A 19,878-nucleotide genomic window follows, 5' to 3' on the forward strand; every position below is an offset into this window, starting at 1 on the left:
CCGCCCGCTTCCTTCAGATTCCACGTCGCCATGGACACCCTTGCGTTAAGCTAACTGCTACTTCTGTCTTCACAGTTCGGGACTTGCACCCTATAGATTGCACCCATGCCGGGCGCACATAAAAAACCACCTTCCTCACATGCGCAAGAAAGGTGGTGAATACACGTATATCACTAAAAAACAATCATAATAGTAAGCAGTGTTCCGCCCCACTTCCCTACGCTGGTGTTAACCAGATCAGGTTCTAAGAGTCTTGAAGTCACACTTCAATCTCAGCCTTATAAAGGCACCCCTAGTGGTATGTTCGTATTAAGTTATCGGAAAGTAATTTCTGATAATTATCATATCAGCTTTTTCTTTTTTGTCAAAGAGGAATTTTAAACGGACGCTGATTTTTCTAAACTCGATGGAACCTCCTCTTCTTCTGTCGAATGCTTTGGCAACGTAAACAGATAGAAAAGTCCTACAAATAATAAGCAGCCACCTACAAGAAGATGAAGTCCTTCAATCGTTAATGTCTTCTGAAATGTCAAAGCGATGACGCCAAGTGTTATGGATTGGGATAGCATCATCAATGGAGTAATCCATCCTTGTACACGCCCCATCATTTTCGGATCTACAATTCTTGGCAGCCACCCGCCAATTCCTATATTCACATAAGGTAGCCCAAGTCCAATAAGTGCAGTGAATGCTAAGTAATAGTAAACGGTTGAACTATACCCACTAGCAACAACAAATGCTCCTGATATTCCAAGTCCGATAATAACCATCTGATAAAGCTTTAATTTTTTTGACATCATCGAAGCTACTATACTGCCTAACAATACAGATATACCAAAAACTATTCCCATTATCACCATGAATTGCTCGTAATCCTCTGGTGCCAGTTTGTATTTAAGAATGTACGCTGGCATAACGGATAATCCCCCATTTACAATTCCAAAAACAAAGAAACCGATAATTAAATATACGAGCAAGGGGTTCTTTAGAATGTAGACTAATCCTTCTTTAAAGTCATTAGCGACAAATTTAATATTTAACTGGTTCCATTTATGACTGCCATTCGGCAATAATATTTTGCTGTCCAATTTGCAAGCTTTTATGAGGATAGCACTTATCATGTAAGTGACAAAGCAGACAAGTATTGCTCCTTGTAATCCGAACGTCCAATAAATAAAGATGCCAAGTGCATTTCCAAAAAGCATAAACAAGCTGCTCGTCATTTGGTTTAAACCTGCTGCAACCGTATATTCATCCTTCGTGAGGATTCCTTGAATGATTGCTGCCTGTGCAGGATGGAAAAACTTTGACACAGCACTTCGAAGGAACAATAAGGCAAACACTAATGGCATCCAGTCAATGTAAACTGCCCCCATTAGGGCTAGTGAAAGAATCGCACATATGTAATCACTATAAATGGCTATTTTTTGGCGGTTCATTCTATCAGCTAGAACACCTACGAGAAAAAATACAGCGAGTGTAGGTAAAGAATACATAAGCTCTGTTAAAGCTGCATAAAACGGTTGTTCCGAGTATCTATCTAACAAATACAACATCATGGCTGCAATACCAATAATACTACCCATCATTGAAGTAAACGAAGACCAAAACAATAAACTATAATTTCGATTTTTAAAAATATAAATCATTTCTCTCATTTAACTTCCTCCACCCTATCCATTATCTAATTGTATTTTATTAATTTTAGAAAATTCAAGTAACCGCCTATTGGGACTTTTTTTCTCAGCCTATAGTTGGAGGAAGTGTAGGCTTTAAATCCATGCAAAGAAATATGTTTGGCTTGCCCAACATATTTGAAACAGGAGAATTTTTCATATTAATAATATTGGTTTATGACCAAGATTGGTTTGGAATTTATGTTTGAGACTGTTCGACCTTACTACACTTCTACTAAAAAAAATAGTAGCACAAACCATAAGCTTGGTCTGAACTACTATTGTTAGCATGTTTATCAATTATCGTCTTCCTTGCCTTTCTTTTTTTTCTGCTCTTTTTCTTCTTTTTTCTTTTCTTTCTCACGTTTCTTTTCTTCCTTTTTCCGTTTCTTTTCTTGTTCTTTCTCTTTCTTTTTACGTTGCTTTTCTTCTTCTTTCTTTTCATTACGCTGTTCATTTTCTTGATTTTGTTGGTTTTTATCTTGATTTATCTTTTTTTTTAATGAAGATGGTAGGTTAAAAGATTCTTTCGGTTCTCCTTTTAATGCTTCGCTTACCACCTGCTGAAATACTTTCGCAGAAGGACTTCCAGCTCCCGAGATGATAGGTAAGACATTTTCCGATGACTCTTTATCAAAGCCAATCCAAAATGCACCGACTATCTGAGGGGTATAGCCGACAAACCATTGGTTAGAGGTAGCACGATGGTTATTGTCACTCGTTTGAGTGGAACCTGTTTTCCCAGCAACTTCACGTCCATCGATGATAGCATTTTTTCCGCTGCCTTCTTCCACTACACCTTTAAGCATAAAGTTCATTTTTTCCACTGCATTTTCAGAAAAGACCCTCTCTTTCTCTTCTTTAAATGCAGCCACTTCTTCTCCCGTTACCGTCTCAATTTTCACAATAGCATGAGACTCTATCAGTTCCCCATTATTGGCATAGACAGAATAAGCTTCCGCCATATGTTTTGGAGATACACCATAAAAGCCACCTAAAGCGATATTCCCAAGTTTGCGATCCTCTTTTTCATCAACTGGGAGGTATAGCTTTTTGGCAGCGTCCATCCCCTTTTGGATACCCATATCATAAAGAAGAGAGACCGCGGGAACATTATATGATTGTAACACCGCATCATACATACTTACTTCCCCACGAAAATCAAGTGTGTGGTTTTGAGGAGCATACTCCCCAAACTCAGTAGGCGAATCATTTAACATATCATAAATGTCATAGCCCTCTTCCAATGCCGGGGTATAAACCAGTAATGGTTTTGCCGTTGAACCAGGTGGTTTCTTTAATCGAGAAGCTCTATTAAAGTCGCGGTACTGATAATCTCTACCGCCAATCATGCCAAGAATTCCTCCGGTTTTTGGATCAAGCAACACACCACTGCTTTGTGCTAATTCCCCATTTGGTGCTGATGGAAAGTTTTCCGGATCTTCATAAACCTTTTCAAGTGCTTCTTGTACTTTTGGCTCAAGTGTTGTATAAATGCGAAAGCCTCCTGCAAGAATTTCACTTTCACTTATTCCATACATTCTTTCTGCTTCTTCTATTATATAATCTGTAAAACTTGGATATTTTGCTTTATATGGATCAATATTTCTTGTTTCAAGTTTTAATTCCTCTTGCTTCGCTTCTTCCACTTGATCAGCTGTAATAAATCCTTGTTCATACATTAGATGTAACACTAAGTTTCGTCGTTGCACAGAGCGTTCCTCATTGTTAAGTGGGGATAATGCTGAAGGTGCCTTAATTAATCCTGCTAAAGTAGCTGCTTCTGACAATGTTAGTTCTTTAGGATCTTTTGCAAAATAAACCGCAGCTGCACGTTTGATTCCCCATGCACCTTCACCGAAATAAATTTGATTTAAGTAAAGACTGATGATTTGATCCTTTGAATAGGCTTTCTCCACTTTTTTTGCTAAAAAGAATTCATCTGCTTTTCGTTTCAACGTTTTATCATGGGATAAGAAAACATTCTTAGCCAATTGCTGTGTTATCGTACTTCCACCTTGAACATAGCTCCCGGCCTTTACATTTGTTGCCAATGCTCTCACGGTCCCTACAAAATCAAATCCATCATGTTCATAAAAACGTTGGTCTTCTACTGCCACAACCGCTTGCTTCATGATGTCCGGAATATCTTCTGATGATACTCCTTCAATCTGATTCGATGTTATTCTGCTAGCCACTTCCCCGTGACGGTCATAAATGACAGATGATTGAGGTAATGGATCCGTTAATGCACTCACATCTCTTGAATTAATATATATTTGCATTCCAATAAGTATAATTAATGCAAGCAAACCTCCTATGAGGAGCAAAGCTCTAAAACTCACTAATGGTTTGCGTGTATTTACTCTTTCAGCCATGACAACCCCCTATAGTTGCAACAAAATCTTCATAGTTATTCGTAAGGTTACAGTACTTTTTTAGGGTACTGTTATTAGATATAAAAATGAAAAGTTTTCCTATGTAGATAATAACACTCCCTTAACTGAAACACTATTACATACCCTTTTTCTCCGTATATGAATCCCCCATAATAAGCTTGATAGTGGCTTTTGAGGAAAAGGTTTGGAGTACAGCTCATGTCGTTGGCTTCGTATACAGTCTTAAATATTGTTTACGATTTTGATGTAAGTAATATTGGAATTTATGGCACCAAAAGACTAAGTAGAAATTTTTACTATCCTTACTTAAAATTTATTCGATGTCCAAGTTATCGTTCGTCTTGCATGCTCTAAAATCAATCATCCTTTCATATACTCACACACTATCTTCTTATGATCCTTTTACAAAGTTTTAAATGATTAGCAATCGGGTATTTATAAATCAACAATATGATAAATTTAATCAGATAAGGAGTAGATATGAGATGAATGTCTTTCAAAACATATTAATTGCTTATGATGGTTCTGAAAGTAGCTTAAAAGCTGTTAGAATGGGAATTGATATGAAAAAGAAAATGGGAACTAACATTACCATTGTGCATGTTTTAGAAGAAACGCCAGTAACTGTCCCAATTCAATCTACTAGACCTGATGCTTTGCCGACTGGTACCATGGGGAATGTCGATGGTCTAAATATCTATACTCATAGTGTAAAAGAACAAATGCCAGGTCAAAGGCACGTTGCAGATACACAAGGAGATTCCACTCAGGAAATGTTAAATGAGATTCACGCCATTCTTTCAAATGAAAGACTGGAAGCTCCAGTAGAAGTTCTCCAAGGGGACCCAGCAAAATCTATCTGTAATTTTGCTAATACACATGAAAGCGACCTAATAATAATTGGTAGCAGAGGTCTTGGTGGTCTAAAAAAACTGATTCTTGGCAGTGTCAGTGATAAAGTAACTAACACCGCTGAGTGTCCAGTTTTAATTGCAAAATAAAATAAAGGCAAGTCTCAAGCAAGGTTTCCAATTGGAGCCTTGCTTTTTTTCACCAAATTTTGGGCATATGCATATCTTATAGGGAATTGAATAGAAGGGAGAAACCCTATGAATTTTTATCGTCAACTTAACTTCCCTCCAATGGGACCTCCTGGCGGGGGCCAAGGTCCAGGGTTTGGACCACCTACAGGAGGTCCTCCTGGATTTGGACCTCCTGGTCAATCAGTTAGTCCTGGTGGCGGAGGACCAGGTAGTGGACCACCTACTAGCCCACCACCCTCCACTCCACCACTTGAAACAGTAAGCTTTGGGGCTCCAGGAGGACCAACTGCATTTGCTGTTGATCCTGGTGCATTTTTCGGTTGTCTTTATCGATTTACTTGGGTAAGGCTAAATAACGGGGAGTCATTCTGGTTTTATCCTACATTTATTGGAAGAAGGTCTGTTGCCGGATACCGTTGGTTCTTCTTTAGATGGGTATATTTCGGGATTGACACAAACAGAATCCGCTCGTTTCAATGTGTTTGATTAGAAAAGCTTGGGCGCCTTGTTTAGCCCCGACAAACATAATATCAGTCGGTGAGAAGGTTGGGTTTTACCTTCCTAAAGGATAGGCTTAAGACCTTGAAGGGCTAAACAAACAAAACACACCACATAATTGCGGTGTGTTTTGTTATCCTTGTATTCTTTTAGCCTCAATATTTACTTCTTCATCGTTTTCTTTCATTTTGTTTATCATATTGTGAAATGCGCTCCATTTAGACAATTTATCAATTGCTTCCTTTTCTGATTGAACTCCAGTTACTTTAAAGGAATTGTCATTGACTGAAACTTCATATGCTGGCTGGGCTGCTTTTTGTTCTTTTCTGTTTTTTTCGCGTTCCATATGCCGATTTATTCTTCTAACACTTTTTGCATCCTTTTTCAACCCTGAACCATCTTCTGCGTACTTTGCCTTTTCCATCAATGTTTGGTTCTTTCTTTTTAGTGTATTGTTATTCAAGGAAATACCCTCCTTATTGTTGCTCTTCTTTGCGGTGTGTGTTGCTTTGTGTTCTTTGTCGTGAAGCAACTAATCTATTGGTGTGCCCGATGGCTCGATGTTTTGCTTGCGATTTAAAAAGAGCCTGTCGCTTCTCCAACTTTGCCTTTAATCGTTTTTTCACATCAATTCCTCCCTCATCTCTTACTTAATATTTACCCTCGATACCTAATGATAAAACCGGAAAAAATGTATTGATTTTTTGGTAAGCTTCCACTATAATCAAACCTAACGAACGTTAGGAAGGTTAGTGAGGTGAAAGACATGACATTACCGACGCATGAGCGAATAAAATTACATGCTCTTAAACTTTTTGCACAAAAGGGGTATTTCGGAACATCACTAAACGATGTAGCAACCATGGTTGGAATAAAAAAACCATCTTTATATGCACACTACAAAAATAAAGATGATTTGTATCAGTCCATTCTTAAAGAATTAATGGACCTCTTTTCCAAAAGAGTTTCTTTGTCATCAATACAATTGGAACAACTTTCTACTAAAGAGCTTTTATACTTATTTACAAATAAAATAGTAGACTTTTGGAAAGACGATACATTAGGTCTTTTATATAAGCGCACTGTGTTGTTCCCAGAAGAAAAGTTTCGTACCACGATTCAAGAGCAATTCTTACAAACAGAAGCTTATACAACTGATATACTTTATTCGATTTTAGAAAAAGGACAACAACAAGGGGATATTCCAAAACAACCTTTCGAACCCCTCATTCACGCATATTATTGTTTAATTGATGGTCTTTTTGTTCAACGGTTCTTGTATTCTTCCTCTGATTATGACGTTAAAGTAAAACATGCTTTTGAACATTTTTGGAAAGCAACAGAAATAGGAGTGGAAAAATAATGCCTTGGGTTTATATTTTTTTTGCTGGTTTATTAGAAATAGTTTGGGTTCTAGGACTTAGATTCTCAGAAGGGTTTACCGTTTTGGTCCCGAGTATTCTAACTATTATCACACTTGGTATCAGTTTTTATTTATTTTCAAAATCTCTAAAATTTTTACCGATTGGTACGGCTTACGCTATTTTTACCGGTTTTGGAGCAGCTGGAACTGCTGTCGTAGGTATATTCTTCTTTCATGAATCTGCGAGCTTTTCAAAGCTCTTTTTTATTGGACTCATGCTTGCGGGAATTATGGGCTTAAAAATGACAACGGGTTATCAGGATGAACCGGAAGTGGAAAAGGAGGGGATTTAGATGGCATGGTTTTTTCTTTTTCTTGCAGGTGTTTGTGAAATAGGTGCTGTTATATCTTTGAAACTAGCCGAAGGGTTTAAACGACTCATCCCTTCTATCTGTTTTGTTGTAATCGGTATGATGAGTTTTTATTTTCTCTCACTAGCACTAACTGTAATACCAATGGGTACTGCTTACGCTATTTGGACAGGTATTGGAAGTGCGGGGAGCGTCCTGTTGGGAATGATCCTTTTTAAAGAACCTAAAGATAGAATGCGTATCGTATTTTTATCCTTTATTATTATAGGAGTCATTGGACTTAAAATGACTCATTAAAAAAAGCCATTCCAGAATCCACTTCTGGAATGGCTTTTTCATATATTTTACATTTTTGCCTCTTCTGGTATCTTCACTTCACCATCTTCAGATTTTGCAACTATCATTGCACATACAGCATCACCTGTAATATTTACAGAAGTTCTTGTCATATCTAATATACGATCGATACCTAAAATGAGAGCTATACCTTCAACAGGCAAACCAACTTGTTGTAATACCATTGCTAATAAGATAAATCCGACACCTGGCACTCCTGCCGTTCCTATACTCGCAATTACTGCAAGCCCTACTATTGTTAAAAGTTGCATTAGTGATAATTCTACTCCATATACTTGGGCAATAAATATGGTAGCAACGCCCTGCATTATTGCTGTTCCGTCCATATTTATGGTAGCTCCCAGAGGCTGGATAAAACTACTAATTTTCTTGGGAATACCGAGATTTTCTTGAGCTACATCCATTGAAACAGGTAATGTAGCATTACTACTAGATGTACTAAAGGCAACACTTATAGCTGGGAAAAACCGCTTAAAAAACAAAATGGGATTTGTTTTTGCCATAAAGAATATGGCAGCTCCATATACAATAAAGAAATGAATTGCCAATGCTAGTAATACAACACCAAAATATGCTCCCATAGCTTTAACTGCATTTATTCCTAGTCCTCCAACTGCAGAAGCAATTAATCCAAATGCACCATAAGGGGCCGTTTTTATAGCAAGGTTAACTAGTAGCATAATGACATCATTTGCTTGTTCTAATAATGATTTAATACCATTCACTTTTTCTCCAAGCACGTTCATCGCAAAGCCCAGTAATATGGCAAAGAAGATTACCTGAAGCATTTCACCTTCTGCCATAGCTTGAACTGGATTTGTCGGAATGATGTTTAATAAAGTGTCCATGATTGGTGGAGCTTCTTCTTGTTTTTGATCACCAGTTAATTCATCTACCATCATATTTTCAAAATTCCCTGCGTTACCTGGTTCAAAAACAAGTGCTAATGTTAACCCAATTATTATGGCCATACAGGTAGTCACTAAGAAGAATGTTACAGTCTTAAGACCAATAGAGCCTAGTTTTTTTGTGTCTCCTAAGCCAACTACACCTAGCGTAATGGAAATAAAAACGATGGGAACTACAAGCATGGTGATTAAATTTAGAAAAATTTGTCCCAGTGGCTGAAACAAATATGTATCTAGAGGATTAAATAGTGAAGGTGCAAATATATTTAAAGCTAGTCCTACTAAGATACCAAAGATTAAGCCAACTACAATTTTTTTTGTTAAGGTCATTTTCACTTATTATTCCTCCTTTTTTGTTATTAAAACTTTCTCGAGAAAAAGGGATTTTATCATTTTACGTTGCTTGCTACTATCTGTAAAGTGATTTGTTATAGAAGAATTTTTTCCAACCTGTTATAATACATAAAGAAAAGTTCGAAAGTCGGGTTGTCTTTCTATCAATTATTTGATATATTTAACAACGATTTTCTACCCATCAACTTAACTTTTAATATATTTATAGATAGAGATATTTTCACATAATATTTATGGAGGGGTTACAATTGAAATTACTTTGGAGGGTAATTGTTGCTATTTTTGTCTTAGTTGCTGCAAAAGTAGCAATCGATTCCTATCAAATGATTAAAGTGGCAGCTGGAGGAGAACATATCCGTATTGATCCGGCACTATACTTTAATCTTTCCTACTTGATTTTTGCTCTTGTTGGATTAATGTTCTTTTCGGATATCGTTCAAAAATATTTGGCAAAACGAAACAATCAGTTTAAGTACTAATTATCTTCGGCACCTTTCTAAGAGATAAAAAGAGCACAACAGATTAAATTAATACGAATTTCCCGCAAAATTTAAAAGCATTATAAACGACCAAAACAAAAGCAGGGCTATAGCCCTGCTTTTTATTCTTCTACTATAATAATTATTAATCCACTTCTCTCCCTCTAGATGCCTCAAATATTTCAAACCATTGTTGTCTTGTCATAGTAAGTTCTAAAGATTTTACTGCCGCTATTACTCTTTCCATTTTCCCTGAGCCAACTATTGGCATAATTTTAGAAGGATGAGTAAGTAACCAAGTGTATAAGACTTGATCAATGGATACTGCACCTATTTCATCCTTTATTTTATTTAACACTTTCCTTACCCTTATCATTTTCTCTTCATCACTAGTTAAAATAGCACCGCCACCAAGTGGAGACCAGGCCATAGGGGCTATCTTTTCATATTGACATTGTTCTATTGTCCCGTTTCCAAAATGATCCAAATATGTAGCTGATATCTCTATTTGATTTGTTACTAACGGGTCATCTAAGTATGCATTTAATAATTTAAATTGTGAAGGTAAGAAATTGGAGACTCCAAAAGCTCTTACTTTCCCTTCTTTTTTTAGCTTGTAAAATGCTTCAGCTACTTCGCTAGGATTCATCATTGGATCTGGTCTGTGAATGAGTAGGACATCTAAATAATCAGTCTGAAAGTTTTTTAATGAATTTTCCACAGATAAAACGATATGCTCTTTGCTAGTGTCGTAATATTTTATCTTATGTTCCGGTCTATTTTTTGAAATTAATTTTATTCCACACTTTGTTACAAGCTCAATTTTTTGCCTAATACTAGGTTTCAACGCTAGAGATTGTCCAAACAATTCTTCTACAGAGTAGTTACCATAAATATCAGCATGATCAAATGTCGTTATTCCGATATCCATACAACTTTCAATAAATTCCAACGCTTTCTCTTTATCGTATTGCCATTTGTCCAATCTCCACATCCCATGCACGATTCTTGAAAAGGATAATTCATTAGCTAATTGTACTCTTTCCATCTTCTCACCCCTAATTAAGTTACTATTTTCCGATTATACATTTTACTCTCCAAATAATCAGCCTTTTCCTCTTCATTTTATTCTTGTCATTTTATTATATTTCCTTTATGATAATACTATCGCTTAAGAACAACACAATATATAGTGTTGTTTTATATACATAATACTATATACAGTAATAAAGGTGTCTATTAGTAGACTTAATAGGGAATCTGGTGAAACTCCAGAACTGTCCCCGCAACTGTAAGTGCAGACGATTTTGAAATACCACTATATGAGGAGGCTTCACGGCTCTTATATGGGAAGGTTCAAATGAGGAAGAAGCACAAGTCAGGAGACCTGCCTTTTTCATTCAGTTTCTTTTTCTTCGGGAGTTGAGAAGATGAAACGATTAGTAGAAAACAAGAGAAATCAGTATCTTTGCATATTCGGATATTCAGATCTCTCTTCTCCAATTTTTTCTATTATCGTTTGATCCACTCAACTTATATGAGTGGATTTTTTTGTTCAAGAATGACAGTTATTTAATTGAGGAGTGACATTAATGAGTACACAATCTGTTATTAGACATTCAGAGGATTATCAACTGGACTTGCTGTTGGAAAGTATAGCGAAGGAATTTCCAGAGTTAAAGTTTACGGAGTTTCACGAAAAATATAAAAGAATAATAGAGAAAAGCTCCCAAAGCTTGAACACAAATCATGTATACAACCAGCTTATTCTTGATGCATTAAGCAGGATGACAGAGGATGAACATGAATGGACGTTCGTTGCAGCTCGCCTTTATTTGGATTTACTGCATAAACAGGTAACTAACACTAGAAAAGGAACAATTCCTTATTCCGGGTTATATTCCCTATTAGAAAGCCTTACTAAACAAGGAATTTATGACACCAATTTATTAAATGCCTATACAGTTGAAGAAATTACCGAATTAGAGAAATCCCTTGTCCCAGACAGAGACTTGCTTTTTACCTACATAGGTTTGAAAACATTAGCAGATCGATATTTAACTCGCGATCATCAAAAAAACCTTTGGGAACTCCCGCAAGAGCGCTTTATGATTATTGCAATGACACTTATGCAAAAAGAAGAAAGAAATAAGGTTGCGTTAGTAAAAGAAGCTTACTGGGCTTTGAGCAATCTCTATATGACTGTCGCCACTCCCACTTTTGCAAATGCTGGAAAAACGCACGGACAGTTATCAAGTTGTTTTATCGATACGGTCGATGATAGCCTACAAGGAATATATGACAGCAATACAGATATTGCTAATTTATCCAAATCCGGTGGTGGGCTTGGTGTATATTTAGGAAAAATTAGAAGTCGCGGGAGTGATATTCGCGGATATAAAAAAGTTTCAAGTGGGGTTATTCCGTGGATGAAGCAATTAAACAATACTGCCGTAAGTGTGGACCAACTTGGGCAACGAAAAGGAGCCATTTCCGTTTATTTGGATATTTGGCATAAAGATATTTTTTCCTTCCTTGATAGTAAGCTAAATAATGGGGATGAAAGAATGCGAACGCATGATCTTTTTACTGGAGTGTGTATCCCAGACTACTTTATGGAAAAAGTTAAGAAGAGAGAAGACTGGTATTTGTTTGACCCACATGAAGTGAGAACAAAGACAGGATATTCACTTGAGGATTGTTTTGATGAAGAAAATGGTTCTGGAACATTCCGTACTAGATATGAAGAATGTGTTGCAAATCCAACTATCCATAAAGAAAAAGTACCTGCCATTGAAATTATGAAGGGTATCATGAAAAGCCAGCTGGAGACAGGAAGCCCGTTCATGTTTTACCGGGATGAAGTTAACAGAATGAATCCGAATCACCATAAGGGAATGATTTACTGCACTAATTTATGTACAGAAATCGTACAAAATCAAAGCGCAACTATAACAGAAACTCAATATGTAAAAGATGGCAGTATTGTAACCGTTAAATCTCCCGGTGATTTTGTGGTATGCAATCTATCATCCATAAATCTTGCTAGTACTGTAAAAGCCGGAGAATTAGAGCGACTTATTCAAATTCAAGTCCGCATGCTCGATAATGTTATTGATTTAAATCAGATCCCTGTCCTCCAAGCGAAAATTACCAATGAGAAATATCGTGCGATTGGATTAGGCACTTTCGGTTGGCATCATCTGCTTGCACTTAAAGGAATCAAATGGGAGTCTGATGAGGCAGTACAATACGCGGACGAGCTTTATGAGAAAATCGCCTATTATACCATTCAAGCAAGTGCTTCTTTAGCAAAGGAGAAAGGAACTTATCCTTCATTTGAAGGGTCAGACTGGCAAAGTGGAGCATACTTCGTCAAAAGAAACTATGAAAGCACAAGAAGCTTAGATTGGTTTAAACTTAGAGATCAAGTTGCCTCTTTCGGAATTCGTAATGGTTATTTAATGGCAGTTGCACCAAATGCGACGACTTCCATTATAGCAGGTAGCACAGCTAGTATAGATCCAATATTCAGGAAGATATATTCAGAAGAAAAAAAGGATTACAAAATTCCTGTTACAGCACCTGATCTTAACTCCCATACCACGTGGTTTTATAAATCAGCCTATCATATAAATCAGCACTGGAGTATTGCCCAGAATGCAGCAAGACAAAAACATATTGACCAAGCCATCTCCTTCAACCTTTATGTGGCAAATACTATAAAAGCAAAAGCATTGCTAGACCTTCACTTAGACGCATGGAAAAACGGATTAAAAACAACTTATTATATTCGCTCCACTTCTACCGAATTAGAAGAATGCGAATCTTGTTCTAGCTAACTTAGGAGGAATTAATTTGAATAATCTTCAAGCACGGTCTATCATGGATCCCCATGCACCTAACAGATCAACCAAAATTATTAACGGTCACAGCTCTAACGTATTAAATTGGGATGATATCGCTTTCTCATGGGCATATCCTAAATATAAAAAAATGCTTGCCAACTTTTGGTCTCCCTTTGAAATAAATATGTCCCAGGACATTAAACAGTTCCCTGATTTAACAGTAAAAGAGCAGGATACTTTTCTAAAAATAATTGGTCTCTTGGCATTGCTTGATAGCATTCAAACAGATTATGCAGGTAAAGTTGCAGATTACTTAACCGACTCAAGTTTGAATGCCTTGATGATCATGCTTGCCCAACAGGAAGTCATCCATAATCATTCTTATTCATATGTATTGTCCAGCCTAGTCCCACGCTCTAAACAAGAGGAAGTTTTCGAGTACTGGAGAACAGAACCAATTCTTCGAAAAAGGAATGATTTTATTACGGACGGTTATAAAGCATTTGCGGAAAACCCAACTGTCGAAAACCTGCTTCGTTCCATCGTTTATGATGTCATACTAGAAGGATTGTTCTTCTATTCTGGCTTCGCATTCTTTTATCATTTGGCAAGAAATCAAAAAATGGTTTCATCCAGTACTATGATTAATTATATTAACCGTGATGAACAAATTCATGTGGACTTATTTGTTAAAATCTTTCAGGAGGTCCTTACTGAATACCCTGAACACAACACGCCAGAGCTTGCATCGTTTGTAGAGAGAACATTTCTACATGCTTCAGAACTCGAAATCGATTGGGCAAGACATGTAATCGGAGATAATTTCGAGGGCATTGATTTAGAAGATGTAGAAGCATATATAAAATTTTATACGAATGTCCGCTCGAATCAATTAGGATTTCAACGTCCATATGAAGGCTATCGAACAAACCCATTAAAATGGATTAAAGCATATGAAGAAGTGGACCTTGGAAAGTCAGATTTCTTCGAACAAAAATCGAGGCAATACACAAAAGTCAATGTCGTTGATAATGGATTTGATGACTTGTAATAAGAATTGTCGTTCACGGATCACAAAAGCAATGGTTTAATCATTACTGGAATACGGGGCTTTCATTCTGGATATGAAAGTCCCTTTTTCTTAAAATGGTTGAATTCGGGGGCTCTCCAGAAAGTGAATACTTTATGTCTGGCAGTGCTTATTAATAAAATTCCCCGTAATATCTAAAATAGCCCTAAATATTGCAAACTAAGTACAACAGCACCTAAAATCCAAACATAAACCGCAAAAGTACGGAGTGAGTGCTTCTTTAAATAATTGATCATCCATTTAACAGCAATATAACCAAATATACATGAAGTAATAATTCCTATTATCAATGCACTTAGCGATATATCTTCTTTACCTGCTTCTGCCACATCCAAGGTTTGCAAAAAAACTGCTCCCGCAATAGCAGGCGTAGAAAGTAAAAAGGAAAAATATGCTGCTGTTTCTCGATCTAGTTTCCGGAACAAGCCAGCGACAATAGTTAATCCAGACCTAGAAATGGCAGGAAAAATGGCAGCAGCTTGAAACGACCCTATAAACAAGGCATCTTTCCATGAGATGTCTTCCATTTTTTTAGTACCTTTTTTAATGGAATCAGCAAACCAGAGAAAAGCACCAGTGATAAGGAACTCCCACCCGATTGTCACGCCGGTTTTTGAAATGTTTTCAAAGTAGTCTTTAAAAGCTAGTCCAATTACTACGGCTGGAAGGGTACCAATTATTAGTAAAAAAGTGAGCTTATGAAATGGGTTACGAATAATTTTTATAAACTCTTCCCTATAAAAATAAAGAATGGCAAGTAATGTTCCGAAATGAAGCATTGTATCAAGAAGTAGCCCTGCTTCCTTTAGATCAAATAAGTTTCGACCTAAATAAAGATGACCAGTACTTGAAATGGGTAAAAACTCAGTCAGGCCCTGAATTACACCTAATATAAACGCTTCAATCTTTGACATTTTCTCATCTCCTATCTCGCTCTCTTTCGGTCAAACACAAAGTAAGTAATAGCTCCAAGAATTATCATTATCATTAGAGGGATAACAAGTGGTTGTGCAGCATGTTTAATCTCCCGCCAATTTTCTCCTAGCTGAAATCCTATATACAAAAACAAAATGGTCCAAGGAATGACTGCCGCTAATGTATATAGCAAAAACGGTAGGAATTTCATTTTTGCAATCCCGGCTGGAATAGAAATTGCATGTCTGACAATCGGAATAAATCTCGCAGTAAACACAACAATTGGTCCGTAATTCTGAAACCACTTTTCTGATATATCCAAATGCTTCGGTTGAATAAGTATGTACTTTCCGTATTTCTCCAAAAATGGCCTTCCCCCGATACTACCCGCCCAATACAAAAAAAGCTGAGCAAGAGTCCCGCCAATTACTCCAGCAGTTATTGCTCCGAGTGCTCCCACTTCACCGATAGAAATCAAATAACCTCCATAGCCAAGAACTATTTCACTGGGGATTACTTCGACCATTAGCCCAAGTGCTATTCCCCATACACCCATATCGGCAAAGAACGAAAATACACTAAGAAAGAATTGCTCCATTTTCTCACCTCATTTTGTAAGAAAGTTGTCCATACAATGTATGAGGGCAAGTCCATGAAAAGCACTATAAATTCTAAATGATTCATTTTTGACTTTTTTAAAGGAAAATTCTTCTTTTTAGCGAATATATAATGTCGGGGGTGATTTACATCATGAAAAAACGCCTACTTTTAGTTTCCTTGTTTCTCCTCCTTTTAACAGCCTGTCAGCCATATCAAGAAACAGAAAGGTTTTCTTTTATTGAAGTCGTTGAGCAAAAAGAAGAGGCGGAATTATCTCAGATTGAAGATATTGACCTGATTCTAAAAAATAGCGATATCATTATTGGTCTAGATCAGGCAAATGAACGGTATCCATCATATAACTTTGAGGCATCACCTGCCTATATTGTCTTTGAATATACCGGTTTCCTTACTAACGATATGATTTTATTCACCTATGATAAAGAAGAGGCTGTAACGTTTTTAGAGGAATTGATTCAAGCGGAAAAAGATAGGGAAGATGAATTTAACTAGTGGAAAAGTCGAACAAGACGTACTTTAAATAAGTCGTTTATGATTTGGCTTTTCTGGCCTTAATGGAATATTAGTCTTTTCTTTTTCATATCTATTATCAACATTACTGTAGGAGGAAAAATATGGGTGAATTATGCTATAAATCCACCTGTGTTGGATATGAATTACTTATCATTACACTTTGTTGCTTTCTAATTCTCTACATTGGGTATCGTTTCCTTGGTCATGAGGATTGAGGTTCTCATGTTTTCACCTTAACTGTCCATACTATACTTGAGGTGAATAAAATGAAAAAAACCTTCATCCTTCTTCTAATTTTCTTTAGTAGTTATGGATTGTATGCCTATGCCCAACCTCTCCAGGTGGAAGTATTTGATGTTAAACAGTCAGAAGTGATAAAGCAAATCCCATTAGAAGAAAACATAAGAAAAGAAGCATTTTCTCTTGTGAAAAGTGCGGATTCCCTTTTTCCAAAATTGAACCCAACTCCCATATCCGGTTTTATGGTAAAAGTGCCTTTTGAACCAGAAGAAGAAATTGAAACAAAGGTCCTTCATCAAAAGGTCAATCAGGTTATTTTTATCTTCCCGGAAGCAGAGAAACCTTATATGCTAATATTTAACGAAAAAAAACAGCCGATGTTCTATTATTTTAGTGAAGATCATCTTAGTTTTCTGAAACATATAAAGATGGAATTATGAAGGAATAAGTTATAGGGTACACTATCGTTAATTATTCACTTTTAAAAGGAGTGTTTCAGTTGCGAAGTGTACTTTTTATTTTTGGTCTTTATTTATTTCTTTTATCTGCTTGTGAATCACCTACTCAAGAACAGCCAGGACAAACAGAAAAAGAACTTCATCTTTTACCTGTTTCAGGAGATTACACCTTTAAGCGTTATATTGAAGATAAAGAACATACTGAGTATAGGGTATTGTATAGCAATGTTAAGGATAGCAATATCATTCAAGTGAAGACTGTCCAAACGCTAAATGAAGATCATACTACTAACATTTCTGAATCCAATAACTTTTACGAAGAGACACAAAATGGAGTTTATGGATACATTGTTATCTCAGAGGATTTTCCAACTGAATGGAAAGCAAAAGATATTGAAAAATTTCCAAAAACCAAAATTATTTCCTATCCTTTAGAAGAAAACAAAGTATGGAATGAAAAAATAGAAGATTTCGACTTAGAAATTTCATACAAAATAAATTCACTATCTACTGAAGTTAAAACTCCTGCTGAAACATTTCAAAACGGAATCGTAATTGAGTTTGAGGAAAAAGATTTAAACGGGAACATTCTTCGTAAAGGAAATATGACTTTCGTACCACATATCGGTTGGGTACGACATGAAATTGAAGGAGAAATATTAAAGGATGTTCATAAGTTAGTAAGGATAAATAAATAAATAAATAAGACTGTTTTGCGGACTTTACATGAATCCTGAAATATCCCTCTCGATATAGGGTCATTTTTAAGTAGAGGCTATGAAAACTAACTACATGGAATAATAATAATTTTTAAAAATAGTTTAAATAACAGAACTTTTAGCACTTTTTTATCGTCATATATATAGAATTTTTGTTTTGCGAAGAATTTTACATAACTGTAATGATGAGTTGACAGGATTTATTGTATAATAACCCCATATTAGTTTTATTTTTAGGGTATATAGATACCGATACAGATAAAAGTGCTCCCATTATTATTTTTGGTGTAAGGAGATGATAATTTTGAGATTAAGTAAAATAGTATTTGTTATAAGTATTATGGCAAGTTTTCTTATGTTAGTAGCCTCTGTCATTGCGTTTGTTATACACGATTTCGGATACTTTTGGATAATGTTTGCTTTGATGGTAGTTAGTATTTTTCAAAACATCTCCGTTTACCGTCATATTTCTACAACCGATGAACCAATAGAAAGTTAGACCGCTATTAGTATTTATTTACTTTAGTGGTCTAGCTTTTTACAACTAATTACATTCTTCTTTCAAATCCCAAAAATCTTCTACCTTTAAAATTTAATTTTCCCTTATCCTCTTCTACAATTTGACTATAATCCTTCCCGTCCACCATGAACTCCATCCTATCACCGCTTTCCACCTGAAATGTTACATAATAAGTAGTATGGGAGCTAGAATTAGTATCACTTAATGAGGAATGACTTACATCCATTCTCTTTGTCACAACTATCGCAGCTACTGTCAACTCTGGTTGATTATTGTTATACTTCCACTCTTTCAGCCCATTAAATATGATAAAGCAAAATACAGAAATAATAGCAAAGAGAATAATAAAAAAGAACAACTCAAAGAACCCATCACCCATAAAAAAACCGTCAATCATTTCCATCATCCCTGAATGCATTTCCATTCCTCCTTTCCCCCTTAATACGTTCGAATAAAGAAAAAAGTTCCAACACTAAAAGTTAATATGTTTTATATGATTTGAAAAAATGCGGACAATAATTAGAAAATACAAGGTCCACTCTACTCATTTCCGAATTCAGAATTATCTTATCATATTTTTTATTCGTGTTTTTATGCAATAAGGGTTTTCAAACGACAAAATATCCTATATAATCACTTCATAATCCAAACAATTTCATAAAATAATTAACTCGTATAATAGTAGGAATATGGCCTACAAGTCTCTACCAAGCTACCGTAAATGGCTTGACTACGGGTGATACTTTACTTTTTGTCTTGCTCAGTATTTGTAAAACTGAGTTAGTTTCTAGTTTCTATTGGAATCCCGAAAGTAAAAAGTGGTCACTTGTAGTACAAATGCCACTTTTACTTTCGGGATTTTTTATTTTGAAAAACTACTAAAACCATGGTGTTAAAGGAGATTGATACAATGCAAATGTTACAAGAGGCAATCTGTGAAAAAGGTACGGTACTTCCAAATGGGGTACTAAAAGTAAATAGTTTTTTAAACCATCAAATTGATACCGGATTAATGATTGAAATTGGAAAGGAGTTCGCTTCCCGTTTCTCAGAGTACAAAATCGATAAAGTCATTACCATCGAGTCTTCTGGTATTGCCCCTAGTTTTTTTGCCGCTCACTCACTTGATGTACCACTTGTTTTTGCGCGAAAGAAAAAATCATTGACATTGAAGGATAATGTATATACGAGTGAAGTATTTTCCTTCACCAAACAAGAAAGCAGTGAGATTACTGTTGCAAAGGAATTTATTAAAGAAAACGAACGCGTATTGATAATTGATGATTTCCTAGCAAATGGACAAGCTGCACAAGGATTAATTAATGTAGTTAAGCAAGCAGGGGCGATTGTTGCAGGAATTGGAATTGTAATTGAAAAATCGTTTCAACCAGGACGTAAGCTTTTAGAGGATAAAGGCTATCATGTTGAATCTCTAGCAAGAATAGATTCCCTATCTGACGGAAAGATTACATTTTTACAAGAGGACGCCGGCATCACCATATAAAA

The 19,878-nt window shown here is 36.0% G+C and carries 22 protein-coding genes and 3 riboswitches; of the genes, 13 read left to right on the plus strand and 9 right to left on the minus strand.

The features are described 5' to 3' along the window. Nucleotides 1-197: 197 nt before the first annotated feature. Nucleotides 198-304, minus strand: a riboswitch (TPP riboswitch). A 73-nt stretch (nucleotides 305-377) separates the two neighbouring features. Beyond that, on the minus strand, nucleotides 378-1,658 hold the full coding sequence (locus LRP81_RS12400) for an MFS transporter (RefSeq protein ID WP_230501600.1): 1,281 nt from the start codon (nucleotides 1,656-1,658) through the stop codon (nucleotides 378-380). Nucleotides 1,659-1,972: 314 nt separating this feature from the next. After that, on the minus strand, nucleotides 1,973-4,054 hold the full coding sequence (locus LRP81_RS12405; protein ID WP_230501601.1) for a transglycosylase domain-containing protein: 2,082 nt from the start codon (nucleotides 4,052-4,054) through the stop codon (nucleotides 1,973-1,975). 506 nt (nucleotides 4,055-4,560) lie between these two features. On the opposite strand from LRP81_RS12405, the gene LRP81_RS12410 reads away from it, so the two are divergent. Continuing rightward, a complete protein-coding gene (locus LRP81_RS12410; protein WP_230501602.1) occupies nucleotides 4,561-5,076 on the plus strand; it encodes a universal stress protein in 516 nt (171 codons plus the stop codon). Between the two features lie 108 nt (nucleotides 5,077-5,184). Then, the gene (locus LRP81_RS12415; RefSeq protein WP_230501603.1) at nucleotides 5,185-5,604 is read left to right on the plus strand and encodes a hypothetical protein; all 420 of its coding nucleotides are present in this window, start codon (nucleotides 5,185-5,187) and stop codon (nucleotides 5,602-5,604) included. 145 nt (nucleotides 5,605-5,749) lie between these two features. On the opposite strand, the gene LRP81_RS12420 is transcribed toward LRP81_RS12415, so the two are convergent. Both LRP81_RS12420 and LRP81_RS12425 read right to left on the minus strand, forming a co-directional pair. Next, complete coding sequence (locus LRP81_RS12420) at nucleotides 5,750-6,079, minus strand: hypothetical protein (RefSeq protein ID WP_230501604.1); 330 nt, start codon at nucleotides 6,077-6,079, stop codon at nucleotides 5,750-5,752. A gap of 13 nt (nucleotides 6,080-6,092) precedes the next feature. Next, nucleotides 6,093-6,242, minus strand: a complete 150-nt coding sequence (locus tag LRP81_RS12425) for a hypothetical protein (protein ID WP_230501605.1) — start codon at nucleotides 6,240-6,242, stop codon at nucleotides 6,093-6,095. A gap of 140 nt (nucleotides 6,243-6,382) precedes the next feature. On the opposite strand from LRP81_RS12425, the gene LRP81_RS12430 reads away from it, so the two are divergent. From LRP81_RS12430 to LRP81_RS12440, 3 genes are read left to right on the plus strand one after another with little or no spacing between them, the layout of a single operon-like run. Continuing rightward, entirely contained in the window at nucleotides 6,383-6,979 is a 597-nt protein-coding gene (locus LRP81_RS12430) for a TetR/AcrR family transcriptional regulator (protein WP_230501606.1), read from the plus strand. Next, entirely contained in the window at nucleotides 6,979-7,332 is a 354-nt protein-coding gene (locus LRP81_RS12435; RefSeq protein ID WP_230501607.1) for a DMT family transporter, read from the plus strand. Before LRP81_RS12430 ends, LRP81_RS12435 begins: the two co-directional genes overlap by 1 nt. Continuing rightward, complete coding sequence (locus LRP81_RS12440) at nucleotides 7,333-7,647, plus strand: DMT family transporter (protein ID WP_230501608.1); 315 nt, start codon at nucleotides 7,333-7,335, stop codon at nucleotides 7,645-7,647. A gap of 47 nt (nucleotides 7,648-7,694) precedes the next feature. Here LRP81_RS12440 and LRP81_RS12445 read toward each other — a convergent pair whose 3' ends face one another. After that, nucleotides 7,695-8,945 carry a dicarboxylate/amino acid:cation symporter gene (locus LRP81_RS12445; RefSeq protein ID WP_230501736.1) on the minus strand — a complete coding sequence of 417 codons (1,251 nt, stop codon included), beginning with the start codon at nucleotides 8,943-8,945 and terminating at the stop codon, nucleotides 7,695-7,697. A 272-nt stretch (nucleotides 8,946-9,217) separates the two neighbouring features. On the opposite strand from LRP81_RS12445, the gene LRP81_RS12450 reads away from it, so the two are divergent. Then, nucleotides 9,218-9,448, plus strand: a complete 231-nt coding sequence (locus tag LRP81_RS12450) for a hypothetical protein (protein ID WP_230501609.1) — start codon at nucleotides 9,218-9,220, stop codon at nucleotides 9,446-9,448. 145 nt (nucleotides 9,449-9,593) lie between these two features. On the opposite strand, the gene LRP81_RS12455 is transcribed toward LRP81_RS12450, so the two are convergent. After that, the gene (locus LRP81_RS12455; protein ID WP_230501610.1) at nucleotides 9,594-10,496 is read right to left on the minus strand and encodes an aldo/keto reductase; all 903 of its coding nucleotides are present in this window, start codon (nucleotides 10,494-10,496) and stop codon (nucleotides 9,594-9,596) included. A 165-nt stretch (nucleotides 10,497-10,661) separates the two neighbouring features. Continuing rightward, a riboswitch (cobalamin riboswitch) is annotated at nucleotides 10,662-10,857 on the plus strand. A 183-nt stretch (nucleotides 10,858-11,040) separates the two neighbouring features. Here LRP81_RS12455 and LRP81_RS12460 point away from each other — a divergent pair. Further along, on the plus strand, nucleotides 11,041-13,290 hold the full coding sequence (locus LRP81_RS12460) for a ribonucleoside-diphosphate reductase subunit alpha (RefSeq protein ID WP_230501611.1): 2,250 nt from the start codon (nucleotides 11,041-11,043) through the stop codon (nucleotides 13,288-13,290). A gap of 16 nt (nucleotides 13,291-13,306) precedes the next feature. Next, nucleotides 13,307-14,347 (plus strand): ribonucleotide-diphosphate reductase subunit beta, encoded by a 1,041-nt coding sequence (locus LRP81_RS12465; protein ID WP_263458242.1) that lies wholly within the window; start codon nucleotides 13,307-13,309, stop codon nucleotides 14,345-14,347. A 173-nt stretch (nucleotides 14,348-14,520) separates the two neighbouring features. On the opposite strand, the gene LRP81_RS12470 is transcribed toward LRP81_RS12465, so the two are convergent. Beyond that, nucleotides 14,521-15,300: an undecaprenyl-diphosphate phosphatase gene (locus LRP81_RS12470; RefSeq protein ID WP_230501612.1), complete on the minus strand. Its 780-nt coding sequence runs from the start codon at nucleotides 15,298-15,300 to the stop codon at nucleotides 14,521-14,523. 11 nt (nucleotides 15,301-15,311) lie between these two features. After that, entirely contained in the window at nucleotides 15,312-15,899 is a 588-nt protein-coding gene (locus tag LRP81_RS12475) for a DedA family protein (RefSeq protein ID WP_230501613.1), read from the minus strand. A 152-nt stretch (nucleotides 15,900-16,051) separates the two neighbouring features. Here LRP81_RS12475 and LRP81_RS12480 point away from each other — a divergent pair, with 152 nt between their 5' ends. The 4 genes from LRP81_RS12480 to LRP81_RS12495 all read left to right on the plus strand — a co-directional run bounded on the left by LRP81_RS12480 (nucleotide 16,052) and on the right by LRP81_RS12495 (nucleotide 18,351). After that, a complete protein-coding gene (locus LRP81_RS12480; RefSeq protein ID WP_230501614.1) occupies nucleotides 16,052-16,414 on the plus strand; it encodes a hypothetical protein in 363 nt (120 codons plus the stop codon). Between the two features lie 287 nt (nucleotides 16,415-16,701). Next, nucleotides 16,702-17,115, plus strand: a complete 414-nt coding sequence (locus LRP81_RS12485; protein ID WP_230501615.1) for a hypothetical protein — start codon at nucleotides 16,702-16,704, stop codon at nucleotides 17,113-17,115. 59 nt (nucleotides 17,116-17,174) lie between these two features. Then, a complete protein-coding gene (locus LRP81_RS12490; protein ID WP_230501616.1) occupies nucleotides 17,175-17,831 on the plus strand; it encodes a hypothetical protein in 657 nt (218 codons plus the stop codon). A gap of 325 nt (nucleotides 17,832-18,156) precedes the next feature. Beyond that, on the plus strand, nucleotides 18,157-18,351 hold the full coding sequence (locus LRP81_RS12495) for a hypothetical protein (protein WP_230501617.1): 195 nt from the start codon (nucleotides 18,157-18,159) through the stop codon (nucleotides 18,349-18,351). Between the two features lie 49 nt (nucleotides 18,352-18,400). Here LRP81_RS12495 and LRP81_RS12500 read toward each other — a convergent pair whose 3' ends face one another. Further along, entirely contained in the window at nucleotides 18,401-18,796 is a 396-nt protein-coding gene (locus tag LRP81_RS12500) for a DUF2500 domain-containing protein (protein ID WP_230501618.1), read from the minus strand. A gap of 227 nt (nucleotides 18,797-19,023) precedes the next feature. Next, nucleotides 19,024-19,125: riboswitch (purine riboswitch) on the plus strand. 157 nt (nucleotides 19,126-19,282) lie between these two features. Between LRP81_RS12500 and LRP81_RS12505 the strand changes: the two genes are divergently transcribed. Continuing rightward, nucleotides 19,283-19,876, plus strand: coding sequence for a xanthine phosphoribosyltransferase (locus LRP81_RS12505; protein ID WP_230501619.1), 594 nt, complete (start codon nucleotides 19,283-19,285; stop codon nucleotides 19,874-19,876). Nucleotides 19,877-19,878 lie beyond the last annotated feature (2 nt).

This window comes from Sutcliffiella rhizosphaerae (assembly GCF_917563925.1).
In the GTDB taxonomy this organism is placed as follows: domain Bacteria; phylum Bacillota; class Bacilli; order Bacillales; family Bacillaceae_I; genus Sutcliffiella_A; species Sutcliffiella_A rhizosphaerae.

What these genes read in the sequence shown, in the direction of transcription:
- LRP81_RS12430 (WP_230501606.1), top strand. Translation starts at nt 6,383, where the DNA reads ATGACATTACCGACGCATGAGCGAATAAAATTACATGCTCTTAAACTT.
- LRP81_RS12400 (WP_230501600.1), bottom strand. Translation starts at nt 1,658, where the DNA reads ATGAGAGAAATGATTTATATTTTTAAAAATCGAAATTATAGTTTATTG.
- LRP81_RS12475 (WP_230501613.1), bottom strand. Translation starts at nt 15,899, where the DNA reads ATGGAGCAATTCTTTCTTAGTGTATTTTCGTTCTTTGCCGATATGGGT.
- LRP81_RS12505 (WP_230501619.1), top strand. Translation starts at nt 19,283, where the DNA reads ATGCAAATGTTACAAGAGGCAATCTGTGAAAAAGGTACGGTACTTCCA.
- LRP81_RS12435 (WP_230501607.1), top strand. Translation starts at nt 6,979, where the DNA reads ATGCCTTGGGTTTATATTTTTTTTGCTGGTTTATTAGAAATAGTTTGG.
- LRP81_RS12470 (WP_230501612.1), bottom strand. Translation starts at nt 15,300, where the DNA reads ATGTCAAAGATTGAAGCGTTTATATTAGGTGTAATTCAGGGCCTGACT.
- LRP81_RS12485 (WP_230501615.1), top strand. Translation starts at nt 16,702, where the DNA reads ATGAAAAAAACCTTCATCCTTCTTCTAATTTTCTTTAGTAGTTATGGA.
- LRP81_RS12480 (WP_230501614.1), top strand. Translation starts at nt 16,052, where the DNA reads ATGAAAAAACGCCTACTTTTAGTTTCCTTGTTTCTCCTCCTTTTAACA.
- LRP81_RS12415 (WP_230501603.1), top strand. Translation starts at nt 5,185, where the DNA reads ATGAATTTTTATCGTCAACTTAACTTCCCTCCAATGGGACCTCCTGGC.
- LRP81_RS12460 (WP_230501611.1), top strand. Translation starts at nt 11,041, where the DNA reads ATGAGTACACAATCTGTTATTAGACATTCAGAGGATTATCAACTGGAC.
- LRP81_RS12500 (WP_230501618.1), bottom strand. Translation starts at nt 18,796, where the DNA reads ATGGAAATGCATTCAGGGATGATGGAAATGATTGACGGTTTTTTTATG.
- LRP81_RS12405 (WP_230501601.1), bottom strand. Translation starts at nt 4,054, where the DNA reads ATGGCTGAAAGAGTAAATACACGCAAACCATTAGTGAGTTTTAGAGCT.
- LRP81_RS12440 (WP_230501608.1), top strand. Translation starts at nt 7,333, where the DNA reads ATGGCATGGTTTTTTCTTTTTCTTGCAGGTGTTTGTGAAATAGGTGCT.
- LRP81_RS12445 (WP_230501736.1), bottom strand. Translation starts at nt 8,945, where the DNA reads ATGACCTTAACAAAAAAAATTGTAGTTGGCTTAATCTTTGGTATCTTA.
- LRP81_RS12455 (WP_230501610.1), bottom strand. Translation starts at nt 10,496, where the DNA reads ATGGAAAGAGTACAATTAGCTAATGAATTATCCTTTTCAAGAATCGTG.
- LRP81_RS12410 (WP_230501602.1), top strand. Translation starts at nt 4,561, where the DNA reads ATGAATGTCTTTCAAAACATATTAATTGCTTATGATGGTTCTGAAAGT.